The organism is Pseudomonas sp. LBUM1679 (assembly GCF_059695565.1).
Genome location: NZ_CP166774.1, coordinates 4,401,230 through 4,424,974 on the forward strand (window position 1 = coordinate 4,401,230; position 23,745 = coordinate 4,424,974).

Consider the following 23,745-nt stretch of genomic DNA (forward strand, 5'->3'; position numbering starts at 1 on the left):
CAGTATCACTCAGGCACCTGCTCAACCTCGATCCTGAAACGTCCCTTGAATCCCGTACCCGTCACGTCGAATTCCCATCCCTTGGCCACTTTTGTCATCAGCGTCTTGGGATCGTCGACATAACCAGGCGCCGCAAACTGTTCGCCGTCATGGATGAACATGGTGTAAGGCGGCAGCAGCAATCCACGAATGTAGTACTGCTTTCTGAAAATAACGTTATCCGAAAAACCCACCCCAAACAGATCGCGCTCGCCGACATAAAAGTCCACGCGCATGACCATGTCCTTTTTGCTGATGCTGGCATCTTCCAAAATGGGCGTGGTGTTGAGATAACCCTCCCAGATCAGCCGGTCGGGGCCGGCCCAACCGAATTCCACCGCCGGGTCGGTCAGGCTGGTCTTGGTGAAGGGGCCATAACAGTTTTCCGAATCGGCGCCCTGATGGAACAGTTCGAAATCGACCCCTCGCGGTTTGATCGACACGCCGAAAAAGAACTCGCTCTTGCCGAACATATCCATGCCGCGCAGCACTTCACCTTCGATCATCCTCAAACGGACCTTCACGTTGCCGAAGAAGAAACGCGTGGCGATTTCGAATGACTCCCTGGCCGTCACCAGCGAGTCGAAACCACCATGGCACTTATGCACGAAGGTTCGTGGCGCCCCTGGAATCTGTGCGAAGCTCTGTTTGACCAGGCCGTCGCTGCGGTTGTAATTCATGCCGAATTCGTCGCCCAGCGAGAACAGCCGATTGCCCAGGGAGGCCGAGCCGACATCGTAGGATTTGTAGTTGGTACCCACCACGGTCAGCAAGCGATCCAACGGGAAGTGCTTGCCGAACTGGGTAAATGACGTTGGGTTGTGCGGGTCTTTTTGAGTCGCGGGATTAAAATGCTCGATCTCCTGTTCCGCGTCCATTCCCACCCATTTCTTCAGGATCTGAAAGGCAATGCCTTGATGGGGAGTACCGAGGGTCACCACTTTGTTGATCAGATCGGCTGGGTTGCGTTTAGCGTCCGGAATCGTCTGTTGAATCGCTTGCCTCGCCAATAAACCGCCCATGGAGTGAGCGATGATATTGACCATGGGCTCGGGCTGAGCAGGGTTCTTGAGCTTGGCCAAGGCCCGGATAAAGTCGATCAGCCGCAGCAGTGCAGCACCGTAGGCGACCATTTTGCGGTCATTGAGATCGTAGTAGCGAAATACCCACAATGTCCGATTAGGGTCGTTTGCCGTGCGTACCAGGTGCAACGCCATGGCCGGATCGATGATCAACTTGCCTTTGCTGAAAAAGCCCGAGTCCAATGCCTTCAATTCAGCAGGAATGGGGGGCGCGGTATCGCCGACATTTTCGCCGTAATAGCCGACAACATTGGTTGCATCCTGGTATTGCCAGGAAGATTTCAGGAACCTGAGGATGAACCCTTCATAGATATAGTTTTCGCCACGTTTCTGGGGGTAGACCGTGCCGTCATTGAAGCCTTGATAGGTGGCCTTTTTCTCGTCTTCGACGTTGAGTCCGCCGAACCCGCGGATCAAGATCATGGGTTGCGGCTTGCGTGTGGATTTAGCCATCGCGACCTTCCTTTCCGACAGCCTGCCGGGCATAGAAAGTGAACGTGCCGTCTATCAATGTCATGCACTTGAAAACGGCTCCCAAGACAACTTAGATGAGCCGCCTGGTATCAGCAACAAACATCAACGACAAACACTGAACCCGCTGAAAACTGATAAACCAGCGTTACAGATATGTAACGACACTGATACAACTTATATCAACCCAGACAAGTTGATCAATCCCGTCACAGCATCTACCGTTTAACTAATTACCCCACATAAAACGTATTGCAGGACTGTAAACCCATATTAACAACTGCTGTAAAGTTCAATTAACATCAAAGTGCAGGAACAGAGCAATGGATATCCAACAGCTGATCTGTGCCGTTCAAGCCGCTGTCGGCGTAGAAGTCGACGGTAAACCCGGGCCACAAACCTGGATCGCCATTGCGCAACGTCTGGTTCCCGATCAAGCCGTAACGCTGGCAGACGATTCCACCTCTGACCTGGACCCCAAAAGTAAAAAGAACATCGACACCTTGTTGCCGCAAGTACGTCCCTATGCCATTGCACTCATACAGAAAGCCAAACTCAGCGGCATCAACATCAAGATCATCAGCGGCCTGAGAACTTACGAAGAGCAAGACGCGCTTTACGCCAAAGGTCGCCCTGACAATGGCCCGCCGGTCACCAATGCCAAAGGTGGCCAGTCCAACCATAACTTCGGCATCGCGTTCGATATCGGTATTTTTGAAAGTGGCAAGTACCTTGGCAACTCGCCCAAGTACAAAGCCGTCGGGGTATTGGCGATGGACCTGGGCCTGGAGTGGGGCGGAAACTGGAAAAGCTTCAAGGATGAGCCCCACTATCAACTGCGCCCTTCCTGGGCCAACGGGATGACCGAAAGGGATATGCTGGCCGCACTCAGAAAACGCAAATCAGACCGTCAGGAAGTCTTTGTCTAGTGTGATCGAAATCCACTCTCCCAAGACATGAGCGCACTGACACTACTGCTGTGGCGCCACCATGCGAAACCTGATGTTGATATCGTTGGACACCACGCCATCGGCCCATTCGCCTTCGCCGATGTTGAAGTCGCTGCGCTTGACCGTCAGTTGGCCATCGAAGATGCCGATGGCGTTGTCGGCCTTGAGCTGCACCGGCACTTCCACCACGCGCGTGATCCCCCTGAGCGTGAGTTTGCCGGTGACCAGGTAGCGATCGTTGCCCAGGGATTTCACGCCGCTCGATTCAAACGTCGCCACCGGGTAGCTCGCCGTGTCGAACCATGCGGGTTTCTGCAGTTCTTCGTTGGCATCACTGCTGCCGGCGTCGATGCTGTCGAGGTCGATGCGCAGTGCAGCGTGCGCGGCGGCGGGGTTGTCGGTGTCGAAATCGAGGGTGGCTTCGAACTTGCCAAAGGTGCCGTAGGCGCGTGAGGTGAACTGGTTATAGGTGAAGGAAATGGTGCTGGCAGTCGCATTGACCTGGGTATATTCGGCCGCCTCGACGCAGGGCAAGGCCGCGACTGCGAGTACGGCGACCCAGGCGGCGGAAGGTGAAAATCGAAGGTTCATGGGATTCTTCCGTCAGGGCTTCCTGCTGCGTCGGGGGGCTGCGCACACGGGCCAGCCACAGGTGGACTAAAGCAAAGAAACGCGGTTTATTCCACTTGGCGCGCGGACTTCCGACCACCTGTCGGTCCGCGCATGGGTGCGCCCGACACTCCTGCCGAGCGGGTGTTTAATGAATGCAGCACCCACCGAAACGGAAAATCGACCATGAAAATCGTCGTCATCGGCGGCACCGGCCTGATCGGCAGCCAACTGTGCAAAAACCTGCAGGCGCTGGGGCACGAAACCCTGGCGGCGTCACCCAGTACCGGTGTCAACATCATCAGTGGCGAAGGCCTGCTCGACGCATTGAACGAAGCCGACGTGGTGGTCGACGTGGCCAACTCACCCTCCTTCGAAGACCACGCGGCGCTGCACTTTTTCGAAACGGCCGGGAAGAATCTGTTGGCCGCGGAGAAAGTCAACGGCGTCAAACACCATGTTGCGTTGTGCGTCGTCGGTACCGAACGGATGCTCGACAGCGGCTACTTCCGGGCGAAGATGGCCCAGGAAAAACTCATCAAGGCATCGGGTGTTCCCTACACCATCCTGCGGGCCACGCAGTTCTTCGAGTTCATCGGTGCCATTGCCTTCTCGGGTCGCGAGGACGGCGACACCATCCACCTGACGTCCGCCGCGTTGCAACCGGTGGCCTCGATCGATGTGGCGGCCGCACTGACCGACATCGCGTTGAAAATGCCGAGCAATCAGACCGTGGAAGTGGCCGGTCCCGAACGCCGACCGCTGGTGGAGTTCGTGAGGGAGTACCTGCAACGCATCAAGGATCCGCGCCAGGCGGTGTCGGACGATACCGTTCCGTATTTCGGTGCGCCGGTCAACGATCAGTCGCTGACGCCGGGAGATAGTCCAATCCTCGGGGCGACGCGGTTTGAAAGCTGGCTCAAGAACACCGCGCATGCCTGATTCGGCGCATATACCTGTGGAACGGCTGCGTTCACCAAGTTCATGAACGTGCTCCAGGCCGTTTCGGACGCGCCGCAATCGCCTTCCGTGGGCGAGCTGTCCAAAGCGCTGGGCTACCTTCGCCCCACCACTCACCGCATTGTCGCGGCGCTGCTGGCTGAAGGCATGCTGGTGGAGGCAGGCGCCGAGGGTCGAGTCGCCCTCGGTCCACGGCTGATCAGTCTGGCTTACAAAGCCTGGGAAGGTTCTGATCTGCGCGCGATCGCCGACCCCTACCTGATTGAGCTGCGCGACAGGCTGGATGAAACCGTCCACCTGGCCATGCGCAGTGGCCTGGAAATGATCTACATCAGCAAATTGGAGTCCCGGCGTACGGTGCGCATGGCGTCGAGGATAGGCACCCGTGTCACGTTGTATTCCAGTTCGGTGGGCAAGGCATGGCTTTCACAACAGCCGGTCGAGGAAGTGAAGAAACTGCTTTCAGCGATCACTGTCCGCCCACTCACCAGCAACACCATTACCCAGATGGACAAGTTGCTCGCCGAGATCGAGATCAGTGCAGCCAGGGGCTACACCACGGACCTGGAGGAAAACGAGGACGATATCTGTTGCTACGGCTGTCCGATTGTTGTCCCTGCGCTAGGGGTTGTGGGGTGCGTCAGCGTCAGTATGCCCAGTTATCGTTTCCATGCCCTGGATGCCGGCCAGGCTGTAGAAGCGATCCAGGCCTGTGCCCGGGCAATTGCCAGGCAGGCTCAGACCCGGTTGATACCTCAGTAAGGTCATGGCCTGAGTCGCCGCATGCCTTGGGCAGCTGCGATTCTCAAGGCTGCACCTGCATCCGGAACCCTGGGTCAACCGCCGCTGCCACACGCTGATTTGGGGACTGAAATGAAAAAAACCGTATTCATTCTTGCATCCCCCAATAGTGCCGATGGCGAGCTTTCACACATTGCAATTGGACGAATTGAGAAAGCGGTCCAATTGCAGCAAACGCAGCCCCATGTCGTTCTCCTGGCTACGGGCGGGTTTGGCGATCATTTCAACACGTCCAACACGCCACACCGCGAGCTGGTGCACCAGTGCTTGCTCAATCGAGGCGCAGCGATTGATAGAGCGACACCTGCTGATCTGCTTAGCTCCAATACGGTGGAAGACATTTGGATGATCATCGCCTTTGCGCAGCAACGCGGTTGTCCGGACTACGGGGTAGTCACCTCGAGTTCTCACCTGACACGTTGCCGCTACATTTTTGAATGTCTTGATCCAACTGCCCGTGTCGATTTTTTTGCCGCAGACGATTCGACGAATCTGGACGACGCAATCGGCAAGCACGAGGTGGTTGCGCTGGAGCGCCTCGTGGCGCAAGGAGGCGTCATGATCGGTGACGTCCTGTACCCCCATCCCGATGCTCGGGTCCAGCAAAGGCCCTGACCTTGGTCACTCATGATCGGAAGGCTGTTGAGCGAGAGGGGACTCTCTCTGCCAGGCCCGCTGCAACAACGTGATGACCTCTGCATCCGCGGTCTGGGAAAAATCCATGTACCAATGGCCGATCGACATGAACCAATCAGGTACGACGGGACAGATCAGCTCATCCACCTCACGGCGCAACGCCTCCATCGTCTCGATCGGCCCCACCGGCACGGCCACGACGATGCGCGACGGCGCCTGCAAACGCACCGCCTGGATCGCCGCCATCATCGAGGCGCCTGTCGCCAGGCCGTCATCGATCAGGATCACCACCTGATCCTTGAGTTGCACCGGCGCGCGAGCTCCCCGATACGCCTGCTCACGCCGCAACAACTCCCGGGTTTCCCGTGCGACCACGCCATCGAACGTGGCCTGATTAATCGGGTGCGCCCGTAGCGCATAGTCGTTGAGGATCTGAATGCCGCCACTGGCAATAGCGCCCATGGCGAACTCTTGATTGGAAGGAGCGCCCAGCTTGCGCACCAGCATCAGGTCCAGCCGCACCTCCAGGGCAGTGGCCACTTCATAAGCCACCGGCACCCCGCCACGGGGCAAGGCGAGGATGATGACATCGGGTCTGTGCGCGTACTTCAGCAGCGGCTCCACCAGACGTCGACCGGCTGCGGCGCGGTCTTGCAAGATGAGTGGCGATGAGGAACTCATTTGAACGCCTCCTCAGGCGATCACGCCTGTTGGTTTACATCACGGGGTCGTCTAATGGATTGTCGGTCTGACGGGGGTTGGCATCAAGCTCAGTCTTGAAATCCACTGGACCACCCGTGGACAGCACTGCTTCTGAACGGCTTCGGTTATGCCGAGGTATCTACCCGTCTTTATCAGCGGTTCCCTCTTCTGATGCTGTCACCGTCTGCAACTGAGGATTTGTTGTCGGCTCAACAGACACTCCGTTTACGTATCAGTACTGCCTTGCGCCACGGAAAGTCGAAACTGAAATGCCTATTTCGATAGTGGCGACACAGGCGTCAAAACCGTTCCAAAGACCGGCCGTGCCCGCGCCGCCGTCACTGAAGATGAATTGCGCTCCAGCGCCGCGCTCGATATTTAGGCCTCACCGAACAATCTCCAACTAACGTTTTCCACTTGAACCGTGATTCGGTCGGCTAGCAAGATACGGCGCTGGTACCTCGTGACCTCCTGGGTTGGCATCATTTCGCCCTTTTTAAAACGACGGATAGGGGTTCCCTGGATGCTCGCGCGAAAATAGTAGATTGGTTCGGCTTTCCAATAGCCGGTCTGCGGGCAGGCTTGGCCGCTCTGGCAAGTTGGCCAAGGGTATGTGGCTTGGATGAAAGCTGGTGAGTCGGGCAATGGTCGACCGGTAGCGGGGTCTAGGCTCTTGTCCTTGGCTAATTGATGGATCAATGCCTCGCTAGGCTTTTGCGGTGGGACATTGGCCAAGCGTGCTTCGAGCCATAGGAGTTTGCCGTCCCACGGCGGTAGCTGGGCCGGTGGCAGCGGGAGGATTTCGTTGATTTCGGGGACCGAAGGATTGGCGTAAGAATAGTTCGCGAGCATCCTCCAGATTTTTTCGTAGCGCTCTGCGCGTTCGAGGTCTTCCTCTTGGCCTAGGTAATACAATTCATTTGAGGGAGAGTGTCCCCGAAATGCTTCTTCCAAACGGCCGGCGGCATTCTCATTACCGGCAGCCACGCCCCTCTGTAGGACTTCCATAGCTTCGTTATATTTTTGTTCTTCTTGGAGGTAGAGCGATAGCATGACGGCCGATTTACCATGTCCCTGTTCAGCGGCGCATTTACGCATCTGCCGAGCAACCGCAGGAGCAATCTTTTTTGGCGCCAATTTGTCAGCCACGTAATATTGCGCCTCTGCACTACCCTGATCCGCAGCCTTGCTGTGGTAACGCAGTGCCATTTCTGTATCTTGCTTCAGTCCAGCTGATCCGTTCTTCAGAATGTAGTGGTCAACTAATCCCGGACACGACGTTAAATTTTTCTTCGGCCCGAGCTGGCGTCAGCCCACCATTGAATTGATGGGGTCGAATCCAGTTGTACCGATGCATCAAGAAGTGGCTGATATCGCGCTGGGCTTCTTGAGCCGTTCGGTAACCCGTGGTCGGTATCCACTCCGTTTTCAAGCTGCGGAACACGCGCTCCATTGGCGCGTTGTCCCAGCAATTCCCTCGGCGACTCATGCTCTGGCGCATGCGATAGCGCCAGAGCCGCTGGCGAAATAAACGACTCGCATACTGGGCGGATTCAACCGGTCGTCGCAACACTGGATTGTTGAATTGATTTTAGATACTTGTTTAGTGCTTCGGCAGGTGTTTTCCAGCCTAATGTTTTTCGAGGCCTTGTGTTCAACGCATGGGCTACGGCTTGGATCTCTTGGGCACTCCAGCGAGACAGGTCGGTACCTTTCGGGAAGTATTGGCGCAGAAGACCGTTCGTATTCTCGTTCGTGCCGCGCTGCCATGGACTATGCGGGTCAGCAAAGAAGACCTTCACTCCGGATTCGATGGTAAATCGAGCGTGATCCGATAGTTCCTTTCCACGATCCCAAGTCAAAGATCGCCACAACTCGATGGGTAGGTCAGTCACCGTTTTCTTCAGTGCGTTGGCCATAGTGACAGCCCCGTAGCCGGCCAGCGCCGGGCCGTTCTTCGTTCGAGGAGTTAACCCATAACCTTCCTCGCGAGGCAGGTGGACGAGCATGGTGAATCGAGTTGAGCGCTCGACCAGCGTTCCAATCGCGGATCGGTTCAGGCCGATGATCAGGTCTCCCTCCCAATGCCCTGGTACAGCCCGGTCTTCCACCTCAGCAGGGCGACTGGAAATCATGACATCCTCGCTGACGTGCGCCCACGTTTTGGCCTGCGCCCTAGCTCTCGGCACACGCAACGCTCGCCCTGTGCGCAGGCAGCTCACTAGCTCGCGCTTAAGAGCTCCTCGCCCCTGAATATAGAGGGCCTGATATATGGCTTCGTGAGAGATGCGCATGGATTCATCGTCCGGAAAATCGATCTTTAGCCGGTTGGTAATCTGTTCGGGCGACCAGCCATTGACCCATTTACGGTCACTGCGATGTGGTTTATTTCGGCCTTTGAAGGGAGCTTGTCGAGGCCCAACAATCTCGCGACCATTAGCGCCCTGAACTTTACCCTCCAGACGGTCTTGCACGTAGTGACACAGCCGCGGGTTAGCCAACAGTTTCGCTGGCTTCGGTCTTTTGGCAACCAGTTCTGCCTTCCATTGTGCGACTGAAGCTCGATACTCAAGCCGACCGCAACGAGTTGCAGCATTACGTGTCAGTTCCCGTGAAACTGTCGACGGACTTCGTCCAAGGAGACGCGCAATCTCACGTACGCCAACACCTTTCGCCCGAAGCAGCCCAATCTCTTCTCGCTCTGCGAACGATAAGTACCTTCCGGATATCTGGTTAGACATGAACAATGGCATCCCGCCCCGATGACGGAACCAGCGTGTGCCTACCGCTGATGATACGCCAGTAGCCTCCGCTGCTTTTTCGCTTGTGATCCCGGTTGCGATTTGTTTCCAGAACAGCCGCTCGATTTCATTACGAAGTGACGGCGCACCTGGCGAACGCATCGCTCCACGTCCCGTCAACTTTTGCATCCAGCCTGCAGGCCGTCCCATAAACACCTCGATCAAAGGTGTTGCGACGACCGATTGAATCCGCCCTGCGACCCTTGATCCGAGTGAAACAGCAGGCCCTGAGGTCTTCCTCGTTGCTCGTAAGCCACATCCAGCGCCTTGATAACCAGATCAGCGTCCGGCTTTTCTGATAGCGCCCAGCCCACCACCCGGCGCGTACAAAGATCCAGCACGACAGCCAGGTAATGCCATTTCCCCTGGGCCCAGATGTAGGTGATGTCGCCGCACCAGACCTGGTTGGGTGCCGGAACATCGAACTCCCGATTCAAGATGTTCGGGATATCCAACCGTTCAACCGTCGCTCGTTTATAGGCATGTGATCCGGGCTGTTTACTGACGAGGTCAAGCTCGCGCATCAGGCTGCGCACTTTGAATCGTCCGAGCTGCTCACCGTCTTCACGCAGCATCGACAAGATGCTGCGACTGCCCGCAGCACTGCGACTTTGCGCGAACAGTTCATTGACCCGACTGCGCAGCCGAAGCCGCTCAACGTCGGGAGTCCGGCGCCTGAGACGCTGGGCGTAATAACACGAGCGAGTGACTTCAAACACCTTGCACAGCCAATCAACCGGCTCGTGGACGCTCAGTTGGTCAATCAGCGCGAACGCTCGTGATCTTCCGACATCAAGAGCGCGGTAGCCTTTTTTAGGATGGATTTCTCTCGCTCAAGCCGAGCGATACGAGCTTCCAATTCCTGGATTTTCTGCTGTTCCGGGGTCAGGGCTTTGCTCTGCGGGGTGACGCCTTGGCGCTCCTGCTGAACCTGATCAACCCAGCGACGCAGGGCCGACTCACCGACACCCAGTGAGCGGCTGGCTTCGATGTAGCTGTAATTTTGCTTAAGTACGAGGTCGGCAGCCTCGCGTTTGAATTCAGCAGAAAAGGAACGGCGTTGTTTGGTCATCTGACACCTCGATCTGGCGAGCATTCTCGCCTAAATGGGTGTCCGGTTTCATTAGACCACTACAGAAAGGTTCCCGCGAAGAAATAACCCGTGGCCACACCTGCGTCGATCAGTTGCTGACTCATGCGCAAATACTCTTCGCCGCGGACGTTGAAGTGTCCACGCATGGCGCCGTTCTGGAGGTTGATGTTGGCTTTATAATTTCCGTTCTCGCTGGCGATGCGGTACAGCCGCTCAATTTCAGAATCGACACTTTTGCCCTGTTTGAGCTGGTTGTTCTTTTGCAGCCAGCGCGCGTACTGGAACATCACTTCAGACTCAGGTGACGGCGGCGGAAATTGCTCATGCACACAGGTAAAGGCCAAGTTCGCTTTGATTTCAGTCAGTGGAATCATGGGAATGTCTTTGGCTGTATCAGTCAGAGCAATGCCAGCGTCACAAGCGCTCATTAGCAGGCAAGACAGCAAAAAGATGAGCCGCATCAGCCGTAACTTCACCTAGACCTCACCGAAAAGTCTCCAACTGACGTTTTCCACTTCAACCGTGATTCGGTCGGCTAGCAAGATACGGCGCTGGTACCTCGTGACCTCCTGGGTTGGCATCATTTCGCCCTTTTTAAAACGACGGATAGGGGTTCCCTGGATGCTCGCGCGAAAATAGTAGATCGGTTCGGCTTTCCAATAGCCAGCCTGCGGGCAGGCTTGGCCGCTCTCGCAGGTTGGCCAGGGGTATGTGGCCTGAATGAAGGCGGGTGACTCTGGCGTTGGCCGACCGGTAGCAGGGTCGAGGTTCTTGGCCTTGGCCAGTTGCTGGATCAGTGCCTCGCTGGGCTTTTGCGGTGGGACGTTGGCCAGGCGTGCTTCGAGCCATTGGAGCTTGCCGTCCCAGGCGGGTAGTTTGGCTGGGGGTAAAGGGAGAATTTCGTTGACTTCGGGGACCGTAGGATTGGCGTAGGAATAGTTTGCGAGCACCCCCCAGATTTTCTCGTAACGCTCGGCGCGCTCGAGATCCTCCTGTTGGCCGAGGTAGTACATCCGATCATCCACCTTAGGACCACGGAAGCCTTTGCTCAAAAAGGAGGCCGAGGTTTCGTCACCAGCTGCAATCCCTAATTGGAATGCGTCGAGTGCCTCTTGATACCGCCCCTTCGTTGACAAATTTACACCCAGTGCTCTGCCAGCTTTGCCATTACCCTGCTCAGCGGCACAACGGCGCATCTGCCGAGCAACGTCTGGGGCAATGTCAGCCGGCGCCAATTTATCGCTCACATAGACTTGAGCTTCTGCATTGCCTTGATCTGCAGCCTTGCGGTAGTAACGCAGTGCCATTTCCGAGTCTTGCTTCAGTCCGGCAGATCCACTACTCAGAAAATTTCCCGTGAAGAAATAACCCGTGGCCACACCTGCGTCGATCAGTTGCTGACTCATGCGCAAATGCTCCTCGCCACGGACGTTGAAGTGTCCACGCATGGCCCCGTTTTGCAGGTTGATGTTGGCCTTGTAGTTTTCGTTCTCACTGGCAATGCGGTACAGCCGCTCGATCTCGGTATCGACACTTTTGTCCCGTTTAAGCTGGTTGTTTTTTTGCAGCCAGCGGGCGTATTGGAACAACATTTCAGACTCAGACGACGGCACCGGGATTTGCTCGTGCACGCAGGTGAAAGCCAAGTTCGCTTTGATTTCAGTCAGTGGGTTCATGAGAGTGTCTTTGGTCGGATGAGTTAGAGCGCTGCTGGCATCACAAGCACTCATTAGTAGGCATGACAGCAGGAGGATTGAGCGCATTAGTCGAGGTCTTTTCGCTTATCATCGCCGTAGTAGAATTCGACGAGGGAGGCGCAAGGCGTCAACTTTTCCGATTTAAAGTCATTGTTGCGATCAATAATTTCCTGCCAGGCAACGAACGCCTCAGCCGGATCATCCTGTGCCCCCGTCCCCTTCGTATGCAGATCCCACAACCGCCTGCGCAACGCCCGCGTCACACTCGCCCACTCATGAGCAATGTTCAGCTCGCTATCAACCTGCATGCTGCGAGTGTTGATATTGGCCGAGCCATGGGTAGTGAAGACGTCATTCACGATCATCAATTTGGAGTGGATGTACACCGGCATCCATTTTTTACGTGCGGGCGAGTCGGGGGCGACCAATGAGCACACATGGACCTTGAGCCCGGGGATTTCCAAGTCCGCAACAACGGCGTCCTTCTCGATCGCCTCGATCTGGTTCTTGAGCGCGTCCTGCCGCCACTCATTGGACCTGGCGGTGTCCCTTTGAGCTTCCCTCACTTTGTCGTTGATATCGGTTCCTCCCAACGCATCAGTGAGACTGGTCAGCGTAAGCAGGGCCTGTTTTTCGACGAGTTCACCCAGAGTTGGCGCCAGTGCCGCTGATTGGGCTTTTGCTTTCTCAATACGTTGCAGCTTCGTCAGATTCGGAATGGTGTCGCCACGTCCGAGGCTTTCGAGCATGCGTTGCGTGTTCAAGGAGCCCGGGCCAATGCCGGACTCGTCGGCGTTGGTGATCACGAACAGATGCAAATGGCCGTGTTCGCCGGGGTCCTTCCCGGCCTGGGTATGGCGGGCGGCGACGGATTTGATCAGTTCGGCCAGGGGTGGCCAGCGAAAATACTGATTCTCGATGTAGATGAACTGGGTGGCGTTGTTGACGGCTTGCAAGTATAGCCGCTCGATATCGCGTTTGCCTTCCTGGGGCTGGGTCCGCACGAGCTGCGCCAACTGGCGGATTTCACCGGCGGTGCATTGGAGTTTGGGTCCCACCTGCATGGCCTGGCGGGAGGCGAGCAAGTCCTCGCCGGTTTCTTTGCGCCAGGCGGTGGCGAAGTTGTGGTGCAGGTGTTCCAGAATCGGTCCGCTGACCTGGCTGGAGATGTCCTGGCGGGGTTTATCGCCACGCGGGCCGGCGTTGGGTTCAGGTTTGTCGCCCTTGTCGCGCTTCAGCGCCGAGTGCGCGTCGGTGTCCCAGTATTCGTCGAGCATGTTATGGCCCATGACGAAACCGACGGCGCGATCCGCCAGTTCGTAGTCAACCAAAACAGTCTTTTGATGGTGGGTTGCCGTCGCCGTCAGCGTGGCAAGCGTAAGTAGGCTGAGCTGCGGGTCGAGACTTTTGTATTTCGCCTGATGGGCCACTTCGGCCCTTTCAAACAGATTGAAGCCGCGACTGACGAACACCGGCACGTTGCGAGCTACGCGGATGGCAGGGGCCAGGTGGTCGGTGAACGCGCATCTGGCAAACCATTCGCGGTCTTTGGCGTACTGGTCATCCGTGGAAGGTTGCATTGCCCGGTCCTGAATGCGGAATGGACCTTTACCAGGCAGATTGGCCTCGTCGCCCACACCGGCGGTATTGAACGGCATCTCCCAGCCCAGTACACGGACCTCGACACCTGCCTTGGCTTTGGCCATGAGCAGCGCGCCGATGTTCGGCGCCGTTTCATCGTCGCGGATAAAGTACATCGACGGCTGAAATCCCCAACAGATGATGTCGATGGATTTCGTGGCCGCCGCGATAGCCAGGTGCACGGCCCTGAAGGTTTCTTTGCCATTGATCAAGGGACGATAGGTGGCCTTCACTGGATGGTATTCGGTGTTCTGCACATACCAGGGCGAGATGCAGGTCACCTCGTTGGTGTGCTGCAGTGCGACGGGTGAGACGATGTCGGGGTGATTCATTGGGATTTCCCTTCCTGGTCAGTGATGCCTTCCAACACCGCCGCGTACAGCGCGCGGTGATCCGTGTGCGAGGCGGGCTGACTCACCTCGGGGTCGGTTTGCGAGGGATGGTTTTGCAGGCCTTGGTTGGCCAAGTGCGCTTGCTCGGCGTTGCGGTAGTCGCTGGGCACCGGGATCTGGTAGCGCAGGCCGTTCGCCAGATCCAGGCGGTATCCGCGGGTCACGACTTGATGGTCGATCGACAGCTGGCCGGTCTTATCCAGCACGCCTCGCTGGAGCACGGCGCTGTCGGCGTACAGCGTGTAGGGCATCCCCGCCCAGCCTTGGTCGGGAGCGTTGGGGGCTTGCGGTACGCTGAGGCGCAAAATCTGTTTGGACAGGCTCTGCGGAAAATCCGGATGCGTGGCCTTCATGCTGGCGGGGCCGCTGTAGTTGAAATCCGCGGATTTGACGTTGTAGTCACCGGCCGTGCCGGATTCGATACTGGAGGGGTCGAGGGTGATGTAGCTGCCACCGGCGTTGAGGGTGATTTTCTTCTTGGCGGTGATGTGGATTTCGTCTTCGGTACTGGTGATTGCCAGGCCGTGACGGGCCATCAGTTCGAGCGTGTCGTTTTGCGCTTGCACGCTTACCGGTCCGTGGTTGGCGATCAGCTTGATGCCCAGCTTGCGCACGAAAACGCTCAGGCCTTGCCCTACCCCGATGAACAAGCGCTTGACCACACTGAGGTCGGCTTCGCCCCCCGCGTTGAGCATCAGGTTTTTTTGCGCCGCCAGTTGCAGGTGTTTGCCGCTGGTGAGGGCGATGCCCTTGGGAGCGCTGAGGAGTACTACGGCGGCTTTGAGCTCGTCGAGTTGTTCGCGCACGAGTGCCATTTGTGCCTGCACATCCGCGGGATCTGCGTTGGCGGCCTGGGCATCGACAGAGAGCGATTGCAGTTGCTCACCCGCCTGTTGCAGACGACCGATGGCCGCGCTCATTTCCAGGACTTGCCCCTGCGCCAGGGCCTGTTCATCAGCACTGATAAACAACCCCTTCCCCGCCCGAATCGCGCCCCAACCATCGCTGCGCAATTCAAACCCTTCACCACGTTTTTTCTGCTCGGCATCGACCAAATGCCCGAGATTGAGCTGGCTCTTGCCACTGTGCTCGGTACTGAGCTTGACGTGCTCTTCCCCCCTTGTGTCCTCCATCCGCAGCTTGTTATTGGCCGGCGTACGCAGCACATTGCGTTTGTAATTGCGCGCACGCAGGGTCACGTGGTCCGGGTGCTGGCTGTCGTGCAGGGCGTGGGCGATGTAGGGGCGGTCCGGGTCGCCCTGTTCGAAGGCCACCGCCACTTCGGTGCCGGCGATCAGCGGCAGGTGCAGGCCATGGGTGTCGCCGGCGTAGGGCCGGGCCAGGCGTAGCCACATGCTTTCCTGGCCGGGTTTCCAGGTGTCGCGGTCGAACAGGAACTGCACGCGGTAGCGCCCTTCGACGTCGATCTCGGCGTAGGGGTCGTGTTTTTGCGGGCTGCTGACCCGGGCCGGGACGGTGCCGGCGATCTGCGGTTTGGCCAGCAGTGGTGGGCGAAAGCACACGCTTTCCGAATAGGGGATGGCCTGGAAGTGGGCTTCGAAGCTGGTATCGCGGGCGGCGCGGGTGCTGAGGTGGGTGATCACCGCGCCGGGGGCGAAGGCCTGGGGGGCGCCGCCGGAGATCATCAGCTTCTGGCCGGGGGCCAGGGTCGCGCTGCTGCTGGTGCCGCTGAGGCGGGTCTGCTCGTTGAGGTAGCGTTCGTGTTGCAGGCGGGCGTAGAAGTAGCCGGTTTCTGGCGGCAGGTCTTCGTAGAATTGGTAGCGGTCGCCGAGGGCGGTGTAGGGTTCGGCGTAGTGGTAGGCCTCGCCGTAGGTGGTGGTTGCGCCGCGGGTGTGGTCGATCTCGCCGTCCAGATGGGCGCGGGCATCACGGTGCTGGTAGGTGCGGATATTGACCTGGCGTTCCACCACCTGGTGTCGGGTTTGCAAGGCCCAGACGCCGTCCTGCTCGCTGCTGCTCAGGCCGGCGGGTGAGTGGTACGGCAGCTCGATGCCGGACTGGTAATGCAGCTGGTCGTCATGGAATTCGACGACATCGATGTGCAGGCGTTCGTCGCTGGTGAAGCGGTACCAGATGCCAACTTCGGCCAGCAGGCGGGCGATGAAGGCCAGGTCGCTTTCGCCGTATTGCATGACTTGCAGGCGTTTGGGGTAGGTGCGCGTGAGCTTGAAGAAAAAGTCCTCGCCCCGGAAGTCGTGCCGGCTGCGCAGGATCTGTTCGACGATTTCCGGCACCGACTGGTGTTGATAGAGGCGGAACTGCTGGCCGCGGGCGAGCAGCGCCAGGCGCGGTTGCAGGGTGATTTCGTAGCGGGCTTCGTCGACGGAGCCGGACAGGCGTTTGAAGCCGGTGATCACGCCGTTGAAGGTGCGCAGCGGTTTGACCTTGAGGTCCTTGGTCAGGAAGGTGAGCTTGCGCGGCACGGGGTGCAGGCTGAACTGGGCCTCGCGGTTGAGCAGCTGGTCGGCGGCGATGTCCTGTTCGCTGCAGGTGAATTCCACGACGTAGTGGAACGGCTGGCTGAGCTGTTCTTCGCCGTGGAAGGCCAGGACGTCGAGGGTCGCCTCGAAGTTATGGACGCTCAGCTTGTGCCGGCTGTGGTCGAAGAAGATGGGCGTTGGGCTGGGCATGGTCAGGCCTTCCTGGTCTGAATGTTGACGATCAGGAAGGGCTTTGCTTCCACCCTGGTCCTAGGGTTTGGAAGCTTTTACGATGGCGGCCACGGTTTAAATAGGCTGTTTCTGATGGGTGCGTAAGACGTTTCCGTATTTTTTGAAGTCGGTAAGTCAATTAGCCCTGTCTGCGATGCCTCCTACACCAACCGCTCGATCTTCTGATGCTGCCAGACCATCTTGTAATACGCCGTCTGCAACACCAGCATCCCCAGGTACGCCACTGGAAACGCCATCCACACGCCCTGCAATCCAAAGTACCCGTCCAACACATACGCCACCGGTAACTGCACCCCGACCACGCAGAAAATCGAAATCGCCATCGGCACCAACACCGAGCCGCTGGCCCGCATGATGCCGCCGATGATCGCCTGGAAGCCGAACACCAACAGGCTCCAGAGCATGATGTGCAACAAATGCTCGGCCTTCGCACGAGTGATGTCATCCGTGAGGAACAACCCCAGCAACCAGTGCGACAGCAGATAACCCAACACCACCAACCCGCCGGTCAGGCATACGTTGATCAACAACCCCGTGCGCAGAATCGGTCCGATGCGCTCGATGCGCCCTGCCCCGATCGCCTGGGCACCCAGGATCGACGCCGTGATCGCAATCGACAGCGCCGGGAACTGCACGTAATTGACGATCTGCGTCACCGCCCCATACGCCGCCGTTGCCTGGGAACCGTGCTGATTCACCAGCGCCAGAATCACCAGCTCCGACATCGACAACACCACCATCTGCAACCCGGTCGGCAACCCGATGCGCAACACCTTGCCGAGAATCACCAGGTCCAGGCGCATCGCCGCAAACATCTCCCGATCCGGCGCCAACGGATGTCCCTTGCTGATCAAGCGCCACGCCAGCCACCCCATCGCCGATAAATTCCCCACCAACCCCGCATACGCCGCACTCTGAATCCCCATCATCGGCAACCCCAGCCAACCGCGAATCAACGCCGGCGTCAGCGCCAGGCCGATACAGGTCGACACCAGCAACGCGATCAGCGGCGACACCGTATCGCTCACCCCGCGCAGCAGTTGGGTAAATAGCACGTAGACCAGCAGCGAGGGCATGATCCACATCATCACCTGGGCGTAGGACACGGCGTCATCCAGCACATCGGCCGGGGTGCCGAGGCCTTGCAGGGCGGGTCTTGCGAATACGCTGCCCAATATTGCCGCTACCAGACCAATCATTGCGCCCAACAGCAAGGTGGTCGCGGCGATGGTTTTCACCAGATGTTGTTCACGCGCGCCCCAGGCTTGACCGATAAGCACCCCGGCACCCGCGCCGAGGCCGATGACCAGGGCGATGAAAAAGAACACGATCGGGAACATGCCGGAGACGGCAGCCAGGGCTTGGGTGCCGAGCATCTGGCCGATGTAAATGCTGTTAATGGTGCCCGACATGGATTGGAGGAAATTGGAGAGGACCATGGGGGCGAGGAAAAGCAGGTAGGTTTTCCAGAGGGGGTGTTGGGTGGTCGGGGTTTGCATTGGATGGAGGTCCGTCTCGACTGCGGGGTTTGGATTCTAGAGGATAGCGTCAGCGGTGATGAACAAAGGTAAATGAATGTATCGGAGTTGATTTCCATCAATTGAGCAACGTGGCGTAAAGGTCCTAGGACGCCATAAAAGTTCCTACACAAACCTCGGAACCCCTAACCTTGCCCGCCGTTCCGATGAAGCTTATAGTCCGCCCCGTCGCCCACAATGGCGATTCAGGTTTGGCGACCTGACCACAGAGAATGCGAGGGCTCCAGGCTTTATTGCAGGGGTCGTCGCACCCGCAAAGCCGCTGTTATGGCGGCTGTGCGCGGGAGACCTTCGGGTCTGCCGGTGTTCTCTGTGCCGGTTCGCCAACCTGCGCACAGCTGCCACCCAATCGTTTGGCGACGACTGAGTGACGGCCTTGAGCCAATCAAACAGAGATCTTCAAATGAATCGATACATTCCCCTCACCGGCATCGACCTGATTCCGGCGTCCCTGCTCATCGACACCCAAGCCCCACTCGACGTTCTACAAGCCGCCGCTGATTACCGCATTCGGACGGTCACGCAAGTGCTGGAAAACATCGCCTACCGCGCCGAACTCGGTTGCGACACGGTGGTGTTGAAGGACTTTTCTCAGCTGTTGGCCATTCCGTTGCGCGACGGCTGTGACTTGATGGACGTAATCGGTCGACGCTTGCGAGCGCAGGCGAAGGAGTAAGTAAAAACGGGCGCCTCAATGGGCGCCCGTTTTTCTGCAATTGCGATCTGTACGTAAACGCGGCTGACCGATCAAGTTGTGAACCCATTGACCAAAGCCACTTCACAAAAAAAATGTGAAATAAAATGTGCAGATAATTTGGTTTTTATGAGCCTACAAATCCTCTGAAGTCCAACAAATTAGCGCTTCTTCATCAAGTCAGCATGTGCAAAAAAAATGTGAAGACTTTCATACGGTACAGACCGGTATGTCGCCCGTTTTATTTTCGGTTGAGCTCTGCGGACTTGCGACACTTTCCCCCGGCAGCACGATAGACGCTTCACAAACCCTGCAGGGGTTGCTCTTAACTGAACCTGGTCGGTTAAACCCGTCGAACCCGTTTCCTCTTCATTGGCTACGACCGAGTCGTACCTGTCACCCATGTGGATCAAGCGGTAGCAATACAGCGACCATGCATCTTAAAGATGCAGCACCGGACCAGCCTCGGCGTCATGCCCTGGTGCTTCGACCTTGACCCGCATCCCGATCAGCAGCGCTGCGAGCAGCATCAGGATGCCGGCGGCGACAAATACGCCGGCGATGCCACTGAAACTGAACATGGCGCCCCCCGCAGCGGCACCCGCAGCGATCGCGGACTGCACCGAGGCCACCACCATTCCTCCCGCGCTTTCCGCCTGATCGGGCACGGCACGGGCTACCCAATTCGACCACGCCACTGGCACGCCGCCGAAAGCCATGCCCCAAAGTGCCAACAGCAACGCCTGACACGGCACAGAAGCAGGCAGCACCACCAGGGCTAATGCTGCAATGCCGACCAGCGCTGGCATCAGTACCATCGTCCCGCGCGGGCTTCGTTCAAGTAGCCAGCCGGCCAGCAGTGTGCCAACGAAGTTAGCCGCGCCGAACCCCAGCAGCATCAGCGCCAGTGCTTCGGCCCCCACTCCGGTTGTGCTTTCCAGAAACGGCCGGATGTAGGTGAACAGCGCGAAGTGCCCTGTGTGCACCAGCACGCAGCCCAGCATGCCCACGGCAATACCCGGACGCAGCAGCACTTCAAGCACCGTTCTCAACCGCGCCGTCCTGCGCGGTGCCAGAGGCGGCAGCGTGAAAAGCTGGAAAACCAGCGTCACTACCCCGACGGCAGCCGCCGCCACAAAAGCACTACGCCAGCCGTACAGCCCGCCCAAGTAGCTGCCGAGCGGCACCGCCACCACAGTGCCCACTGCAATACCGCTGAAAATAATCGACAGGGCCCGCGGCAGCAGCGCCGCCGGCACCAGACGCATCGCCACTGCCGCCGCCATGCTCCAGAAGCCGCCCAGTGCGATGCCTAACAGAATCCGCATGATCAGCAGCACCATCAGGCTGGAAGAGAAAGCCACCAGCAGGTTGGAGGCAATCATCAGTGTGGAAAAGCACAGCAATACCACTCGCCGGTCGATCCCTCGCGTCAAGCCTGGCACCAGTAACCCGGAGAACAGCGCCACCACTGCCGTCACGGTCACCGCCTGCCCTGCCAAGGCTTCCGACACCCCCAGCTCAACGGCCATCGGCGTCAGCAAGCTGGCCGGAAGGTACTCCGCCGTCAACAATCCAAACACGCCCATCGCCAGCGAAAATACCGCCATCCAGGCCGGCGTCGCCGGTTCTACATCAGCCTCGTTGCCAAAGCGCGCATCAGCTACAACGTCACACACCCCATTATTCATCATTAACCACCTCTGGAAATTATCTCAACCAGAAGTCTATGGACGCAGAGCAGGATGTTCTATGATGCAAAATCTTTAGTTTTTGACCGAAACCCCGAAATGACAGCTCTAGATCAGTTCGCCTTATCGTCCGATCTCATCAACGAACTGTTGCGCGGCATGCGCCTGCGGGGCGTCGAATACCGTCGCATCCAGGCCGGCCCCTCTTTCGGGCTGGGCTTCGCTGCCAAACCAGGACACGCCTACTTCCACTTCCTCGCCGTCGGCACCGCCGTCCTGCGTGCGAAGGACGGCACTTTGTACGAGTTGTCGGCCGGTAACGCTGTGTTCATCGCCCAGGGTGAAGCCCATCAGCTTCTCTCAAGCCTGGACGTACCCGCCCAAGACATCGGCAGCTTCGACGCGGCCCCTCTCGGCGACGCGGTCTGCGCCGTGGATGCCTCACCCGGTGCCGATGTCAGCCCCAGCACCATTATCTTCAGCGGTTGCATGGAATTTGAACTTGGAAGCATGCAGGGGCTCGGCGGGCTGATGCCGGATCTGATGCTGATTGATGTCAGGGGGCAGCGTTACCCTGGGTTGATGCCGATTCTCGCCTCGATGGAGCGCGAAGTTCGCTCCGCACGCGTCGGCTTCGCAGGCATCCTCGCTCGTCTCGCCGACGTAGTGGCGGCGATGATCGTGCGCGGCTGGGTTGAATGCGCCTGTGGCAATGCCTCTGGCTTGGTGGCCGCGTTACGCGACCCCAGGCTGGCCCGCGCGCTCCTGGCCTTGCACCGAGAGCCGGCGCGCGACTGGACCGTGGCGGAACTGGCGGCGCAATGTAATACCTCTCGCTCGGTCTTCGCGGAACGTTTCCAGGCCACTATTGGCATCCCCCCGCTGCGCTATGCAACGGAACTGCGGATGCGCCTCGCCAGTCAATGGCTGAGTCTCGAGCGACTGCCTATTGAGGCCGTGGCGCAGCGCCTGGGCTACACCTCGCAGGCGGCCTTCAGTCGCGCCTTCAAGCGCATCACCGGCCAGCCACCCGGCGCCAGCCGGCAAATGGCTCGTTCTATTGCGTCCTGAAGTACGAAGATGTGGAGTGTGGCGACCTGCAGGCCTCAGAATTCGTGGCAACCGCCAACTCTCCAGGCAAATCCATCGCGCCACAGTTTGGATGAATTCAAAATGGGTCAAATGACTGAACAATTGATCGACGTTCTGGATCAGCTCGCCACCGTGCTTGAAAGCGATGGCGATACCCACTGGAGCCAGTGGATGCGCAAGGCCAAGGCACACTTGATGAACTCTGATTACTACGGGGTTGAATACTTTCTGTCAGCCTTTGGCGGAATGGGCTCGCTCAATGACCTGATCCTTGGGCAGCACTGCGTCGAGGGTGTTTGGGCCTGGAAGCCCGGGCATATTGAGCTGAACAAAAAATTTGATGCGTTATGCAGCGAAGCCTCAGCGCTCGCCAGGGCCATAAAACGTATTCAGTAAAATGTATCTGAGAATCATCTGACCGGCTTCCGTGCTCATTGACACCCAGCCCCCACTCGACGTCCTACACGCCATGGCTGACCACCGCATTCGCCTGCGCACAGCTGCCACCCACTCCAAGCGTTTCGACCGGTTAAAGCCGTCGCGTGCGATCGCCATTGCCGTCAATGGTGACTTTAAATCCGTATTGACCCGGTACGCCGACCTTATCGATCAGGCGACCACACCGACACAATCGCTACGCCTGCAACGCGAAGCCTCGCGCAAACTCATCCGGTCAACTCAAGTACTTCGTCCGCGGGGCTGGCGATAGATGCCCGCCAGCCGGGCCGCTGGACTCGGTTGAGGATGCTGAGCGCGTGTCGATTAGTATCGATAAGTTGCCTGCACTGAAAGTCCATTCGCGCTATTTTGGTAGTTGGCACTGTATTCCGGTTGAAGACCGGAGTTGTTCGACTGTTTTACCGAGACTTTGGAATCCCAGAGATAACCATAAGCAAAGTCAATCGTCAGATCGGAACTCGGCGAATAAGCACCACCCAAGGTCACGGCCTGGCGATTCCCGACCGGAATGCGCACGCTGCGATCGGCATTCCTGATTGGCGACGGATCATAGGCGTAGCCTGCGCGCAGTAGCCATTGCTGGTTCAATTGATAGGAGGCGCCGACTGCGGTGCTCCAAGTGTCGCGCCAGTTCATTTCTTCGATCACACTTCCCAGGCCAGCCGCCTGGCCCACGGGGGAAAGACCGCTGTTGACCGCCTCGATCTTCTGGATCCGGCTCCAACGTTTCCAGGTGGTCCCCAAGTATCCCGTCCAGCGACTATTGAAGTGATGGGTGATAGACGTGTCCACCGATTCGGGCATAGTCAGGTCTATCTTGTTGTCATACTTGCCGTCCAGCGGGATAACGCTCGGGGAGCCGGTAACCTCAGTATGCCCTTTGAGTTCATAGTCCACCTTCGAGTGATAGTTAACCCCCCAACTGGTTGCCTCGGTAAAGTCAACCAAGATGCCTACGTTGTAGCCAAGTGCTGTGTCATCGCCTTTGATGGTGACCAGTGTGTCCTCGCCGTTGTTCAGGGCGCCGGTGGCCAGGTAATTCTGAAGCTTTGCATTGAAACGGTTTATGGTCGGTCCGCCACCAATGGACACGTAATCATTGATCCGCCAGGCAATGGTGGGCTGCAGGGTTATTTCCTTGGTCGTGCTATAGGAACCATGGTAACGACCCTGAAAACTGCTCTCGTAATCATTGATCAGGCCACTCGGAGCATAAAGTCCCAGACCAATCGAAAAACGATCGTCAAGCGGCGTCGACATATAGGCGAAGGGCACAACCCCCAAAGGGACCGAGTCCCCTTCATTCGTTCCTGGGGCACTGCTCTGCGCATCACTGATGTCATTGCTCACCGAGACGACCGCGGCTCCGCCGGAAATCTCAGTACGCTTCAACTTGGTCAAGCCCGCAGGGTTTCCAAAGATGGTGCTGGCGTCCAGTGCGGAAGATGACCTTCCCGCATAAGCAGTTCCCGCACTGCTTGCACTTTGTTCGTTAAGGGCAATGCCATTGGCGCCTGCAATTGTAGAGGTGCTGAGGAGTGCCATGGCGCTGGCGAACTTCATCCAGACAGTACACTTTCGCTGAGCAGAGAGACACGGGATCACACGGCTATTCAGTTTCATTTCCACCTCTTGTTTATTGTTTTTATTGATTGCACGCCGGCAAGGCTTCGCCATCCTGTGCACTTCTCAGTGCCGGCTGGA

Annotated in this window: 18 protein-coding genes and 4 pseudogenes; 8 read left to right on the top strand and 14 right to left on the bottom strand. The window is 57.9% G+C overall.

Features of this window, described 5'->3' with window-relative positions:
- Nucleotides 1-5: 5 nt before the first annotated feature.
- Entirely contained in the window at nt 6-1,607 is a 1,602-nt protein-coding gene (locus ACA062_RS20015; RefSeq protein WP_497452649.1) for an esterase/lipase family protein, read from the bottom strand.
- A gap of 308 nt (nt 1,608-1,915) precedes the next feature.
- On the opposite strand from ACA062_RS20015, the gene ACA062_RS20020 reads away from it, so the two are divergent.
- Complete coding sequence (locus ACA062_RS20020; protein ID WP_497452650.1) at nt 1,916-2,521, top strand: M15 family metallopeptidase; 606 nt, start codon at nt 1,916-1,918, stop codon at nt 2,519-2,521.
- Between the two features lie 42 nt (nt 2,522-2,563).
- Here the strand turns inward: ACA062_RS20020 and ACA062_RS20025 are convergent, their stop codons facing one another.
- Nucleotides 2,564-3,133, bottom strand: a complete 570-nt coding sequence (locus tag ACA062_RS20025) for a YceI family protein (protein WP_497452651.1) — start codon at nt 3,131-3,133, stop codon at nt 2,564-2,566.
- 204 nt (nt 3,134-3,337) lie between these two features.
- Here ACA062_RS20025 and ACA062_RS20030 point away from each other — a divergent pair, with 204 nt between their 5' ends.
- From ACA062_RS20030 to ACA062_RS20040, 3 genes are all read left to right on the top strand, one after another.
- Nucleotides 3,338-4,093 (top strand): SDR family oxidoreductase, encoded by a 756-nt coding sequence (locus tag ACA062_RS20030; RefSeq protein WP_497452652.1) that lies wholly within the window; start codon nt 3,338-3,340, stop codon nt 4,091-4,093.
- A gap of 42 nt (nt 4,094-4,135) precedes the next feature.
- The gene (locus ACA062_RS20035; protein WP_497452653.1) at nt 4,136-4,873 is read left to right on the top strand and encodes an IclR family transcriptional regulator; all 738 of its coding nucleotides are present in this window, start codon (nt 4,136-4,138) and stop codon (nt 4,871-4,873) included.
- Between the two features lie 111 nt (nt 4,874-4,984).
- Nucleotides 4,985-5,527, top strand: coding sequence for a YdcF family protein (locus ACA062_RS20040; protein WP_497452654.1), 543 nt, complete (start codon nt 4,985-4,987; stop codon nt 5,525-5,527).
- Between the two features lie 6 nt (nt 5,528-5,533).
- Here ACA062_RS20040 and ACA062_RS20045 read toward each other — a convergent pair whose 3' ends face one another.
- From ACA062_RS20045 to ACA062_RS20090, 10 genes and pseudogenes are all read right to left on the bottom strand, one after another.
- Nucleotides 5,534-6,229, bottom strand: coding sequence for a phosphoribosyltransferase (locus ACA062_RS20045; protein WP_497452655.1), 696 nt, complete (start codon nt 6,227-6,229; stop codon nt 5,534-5,536).
- 399 nt (nt 6,230-6,628) lie between these two features.
- Nucleotides 6,629-7,459, bottom strand: a complete 831-nt coding sequence (locus tag ACA062_RS20050) for a DUF6396 domain-containing protein (RefSeq protein ID WP_497452656.1) — start codon at nt 7,457-7,459, stop codon at nt 6,629-6,631.
- Nucleotides 7,460-7,508: 49 nt separating this feature from the next.
- Nucleotides 7,509-7,805 (bottom strand): annotated as a pseudogene (locus ACA062_RS20055) (integrase core domain-containing protein); the annotation flags it as partial.
- A complete protein-coding gene (locus ACA062_RS20060; RefSeq protein ID WP_497452657.1) occupies nt 7,804-9,180 on the bottom strand; it encodes an IS30 family transposase in 1,377 nt (458 codons plus the stop codon). The pseudogene ACA062_RS20055 and the gene ACA062_RS20060, both read right to left, overlap by 2 nt.
- A gap of 35 nt (nt 9,181-9,215) precedes the next feature.
- A pseudogene (locus ACA062_RS20065) lies at nt 9,216-10,123 on the bottom strand (IS3 family transposase); the annotation flags it as partial.
- A gap of 62 nt (nt 10,124-10,185) precedes the next feature.
- Nucleotides 10,186-10,605, bottom strand: a pseudogene (locus ACA062_RS20070) (SEL1-like repeat protein); the annotation flags it as partial.
- Nucleotides 10,606-10,620: 15 nt separating this feature from the next.
- Nucleotides 10,621-11,820 carry an SEL1-like repeat protein gene (locus ACA062_RS20075; RefSeq protein ID WP_497452658.1) on the bottom strand — a complete coding sequence of 400 codons (1,200 nt, stop codon included), beginning with the start codon at nt 11,818-11,820 and terminating at the stop codon, nt 10,621-10,623.
- 86 nt (nt 11,821-11,906) lie between these two features.
- The gene (locus ACA062_RS20080) at nt 11,907-13,814 is read right to left on the bottom strand and encodes a phospholipase (RefSeq protein WP_497452659.1); all 1,908 of its coding nucleotides are present in this window, start codon (nt 13,812-13,814) and stop codon (nt 11,907-11,909) included.
- Nucleotides 13,811-16,525: a type VI secretion system Vgr family protein gene (locus ACA062_RS20085; RefSeq protein WP_497452660.1), complete on the bottom strand. Its 2,715-nt coding sequence runs from the start codon at nt 16,523-16,525 to the stop codon at nt 13,811-13,813. Before ACA062_RS20085 ends, ACA062_RS20080 begins: the two co-directional genes overlap by 4 nt.
- A 182-nt stretch (nt 16,526-16,707) precedes the next feature.
- Nucleotides 16,708-18,066, bottom strand: coding sequence for an MATE family efflux transporter (locus tag ACA062_RS20090; protein ID WP_497452661.1), 1,359 nt, complete (start codon nt 18,064-18,066; stop codon nt 16,708-16,710).
- A gap of 442 nt (nt 18,067-18,508) precedes the next feature.
- On the opposite strand from ACA062_RS20090, the gene ACA062_RS20095 reads away from it, so the two are divergent.
- Entirely contained in the window at nt 18,509-18,781 is a 273-nt protein-coding gene (locus tag ACA062_RS20095) for a hypothetical protein (protein ID WP_497452662.1), read from the top strand.
- Nucleotides 18,782-19,239: 458 nt separating this feature from the next.
- Here the strand turns inward: ACA062_RS20095 and ACA062_RS20100 are convergent, their stop codons facing one another.
- Nucleotides 19,240-20,490, bottom strand: a complete 1,251-nt coding sequence (locus ACA062_RS20100; protein ID WP_497457459.1) for an MFS transporter — start codon at nt 20,488-20,490, stop codon at nt 19,240-19,242.
- Between the two features lie 99 nt (nt 20,491-20,589).
- Here ACA062_RS20100 and ACA062_RS20105 point away from each other — a divergent pair, with 99 nt between their 5' ends.
- The 3 genes and pseudogenes from ACA062_RS20105 to ACA062_RS20115 all read left to right on the top strand — a co-directional run.
- Complete coding sequence (locus ACA062_RS20105) at nt 20,590-21,561, top strand: cupin domain-containing protein (RefSeq protein ID WP_497457460.1); 972 nt, start codon at nt 20,590-20,592, stop codon at nt 21,559-21,561.
- A gap of 111 nt (nt 21,562-21,672) precedes the next feature.
- Nucleotides 21,673-21,978: a DUF6966 domain-containing protein gene (locus ACA062_RS20110; protein WP_497452663.1), complete on the top strand. Its 306-nt coding sequence runs from the start codon at nt 21,673-21,675 to the stop codon at nt 21,976-21,978.
- Between the two features lie 115 nt (nt 21,979-22,093).
- Nucleotides 22,094-22,273: pseudogene (locus ACA062_RS20115) on the top strand (nucleotidyltransferase domain-containing protein); the annotation flags it as partial.
- Between the two features lie 71 nt (nt 22,274-22,344).
- Here ACA062_RS20115 and ACA062_RS20120 read toward each other — a convergent pair.
- A complete protein-coding gene (locus ACA062_RS20120) occupies nt 22,345-23,664 on the bottom strand; it encodes an outer membrane protein transport protein (protein WP_497452664.1) in 1,320 nt (439 codons plus the stop codon).
- Nucleotides 23,665-23,745: the final 81 nt, after the last annotated feature.

Coding starts and splice junctions, on each gene's coding strand:
- ACA062_RS20015 (WP_497452649.1), bottom strand. CDS start 1,607: ATGCCCGGCAGGCTGTCGGAAAGGAAGGTCGCGATGGCTAAATCCACA.
- ACA062_RS20020 (WP_497452650.1), top strand. CDS start 1,916: ATGGATATCCAACAGCTGATCTGTGCCGTTCAAGCCGCTGTCGGCGTA.
- ACA062_RS20025 (WP_497452651.1), bottom strand. CDS start 3,133: ATGAACCTTCGATTTTCACCTTCCGCCGCCTGGGTCGCCGTACTCGCA.
- ACA062_RS20030 (WP_497452652.1), top strand. CDS start 3,338: ATGAAAATCGTCGTCATCGGCGGCACCGGCCTGATCGGCAGCCAACTG.
- ACA062_RS20035 (WP_497452653.1), top strand. CDS start 4,136: ATGAACGTGCTCCAGGCCGTTTCGGACGCGCCGCAATCGCCTTCCGTG.
- ACA062_RS20040 (WP_497452654.1), top strand. CDS start 4,985: ATGAAAAAAACCGTATTCATTCTTGCATCCCCCAATAGTGCCGATGGC.
- ACA062_RS20045 (WP_497452655.1), bottom strand. CDS start 6,229: ATGAGTTCCTCATCGCCACTCATCTTGCAAGACCGCGCCGCAGCCGGT.
- ACA062_RS20050 (WP_497452656.1), bottom strand. CDS start 7,459: ATGGCACTGCGTTACCACAGCAAGGCTGCGGATCAGGGTAGTGCAGAG.
- ACA062_RS20060 (WP_497452657.1), bottom strand. CDS start 9,180: ATGCAAAAGTTGACGGGACGTGGAGCGATGCGTTCGCCAGGTGCGCCG.
- ACA062_RS20075 (WP_497452658.1), bottom strand. CDS start 11,820: ATGAACCCACTGACTGAAATCAAAGCGAACTTGGCTTTCACCTGCGTG.
- ACA062_RS20080 (WP_497452659.1), bottom strand. CDS start 13,814: ATGAATCACCCCGACATCGTCTCACCCGTCGCACTGCAGCACACCAAC.
- ACA062_RS20085 (WP_497452660.1), bottom strand. CDS start 16,525: ATGCCCAGCCCAACGCCCATCTTCTTCGACCACAGCCGGCACAAGCTG.
- ACA062_RS20090 (WP_497452661.1), bottom strand. CDS start 18,066: ATGCAAACCCCGACCACCCAACACCCCCTCTGGAAAACCTACCTGCTT.
- ACA062_RS20095 (WP_497452662.1), top strand. CDS start 18,509: ATGAATCGATACATTCCCCTCACCGGCATCGACCTGATTCCGGCGTCC.
- ACA062_RS20100 (WP_497457459.1), bottom strand. CDS start 20,490: ATGAATAATGGGGTGTGTGACGTTGTAGCTGATGCGCGCTTTGGCAAC.
- ACA062_RS20105 (WP_497457460.1), top strand. CDS start 20,590: ATGACAGCTCTAGATCAGTTCGCCTTATCGTCCGATCTCATCAACGAA.
- ACA062_RS20110 (WP_497452663.1), top strand. CDS start 21,673: ATGACTGAACAATTGATCGACGTTCTGGATCAGCTCGCCACCGTGCTT.
- ACA062_RS20120 (WP_497452664.1), bottom strand. CDS start 23,664: ATGAAACTGAATAGCCGTGTGATCCCGTGTCTCTCTGCTCAGCGAAAG.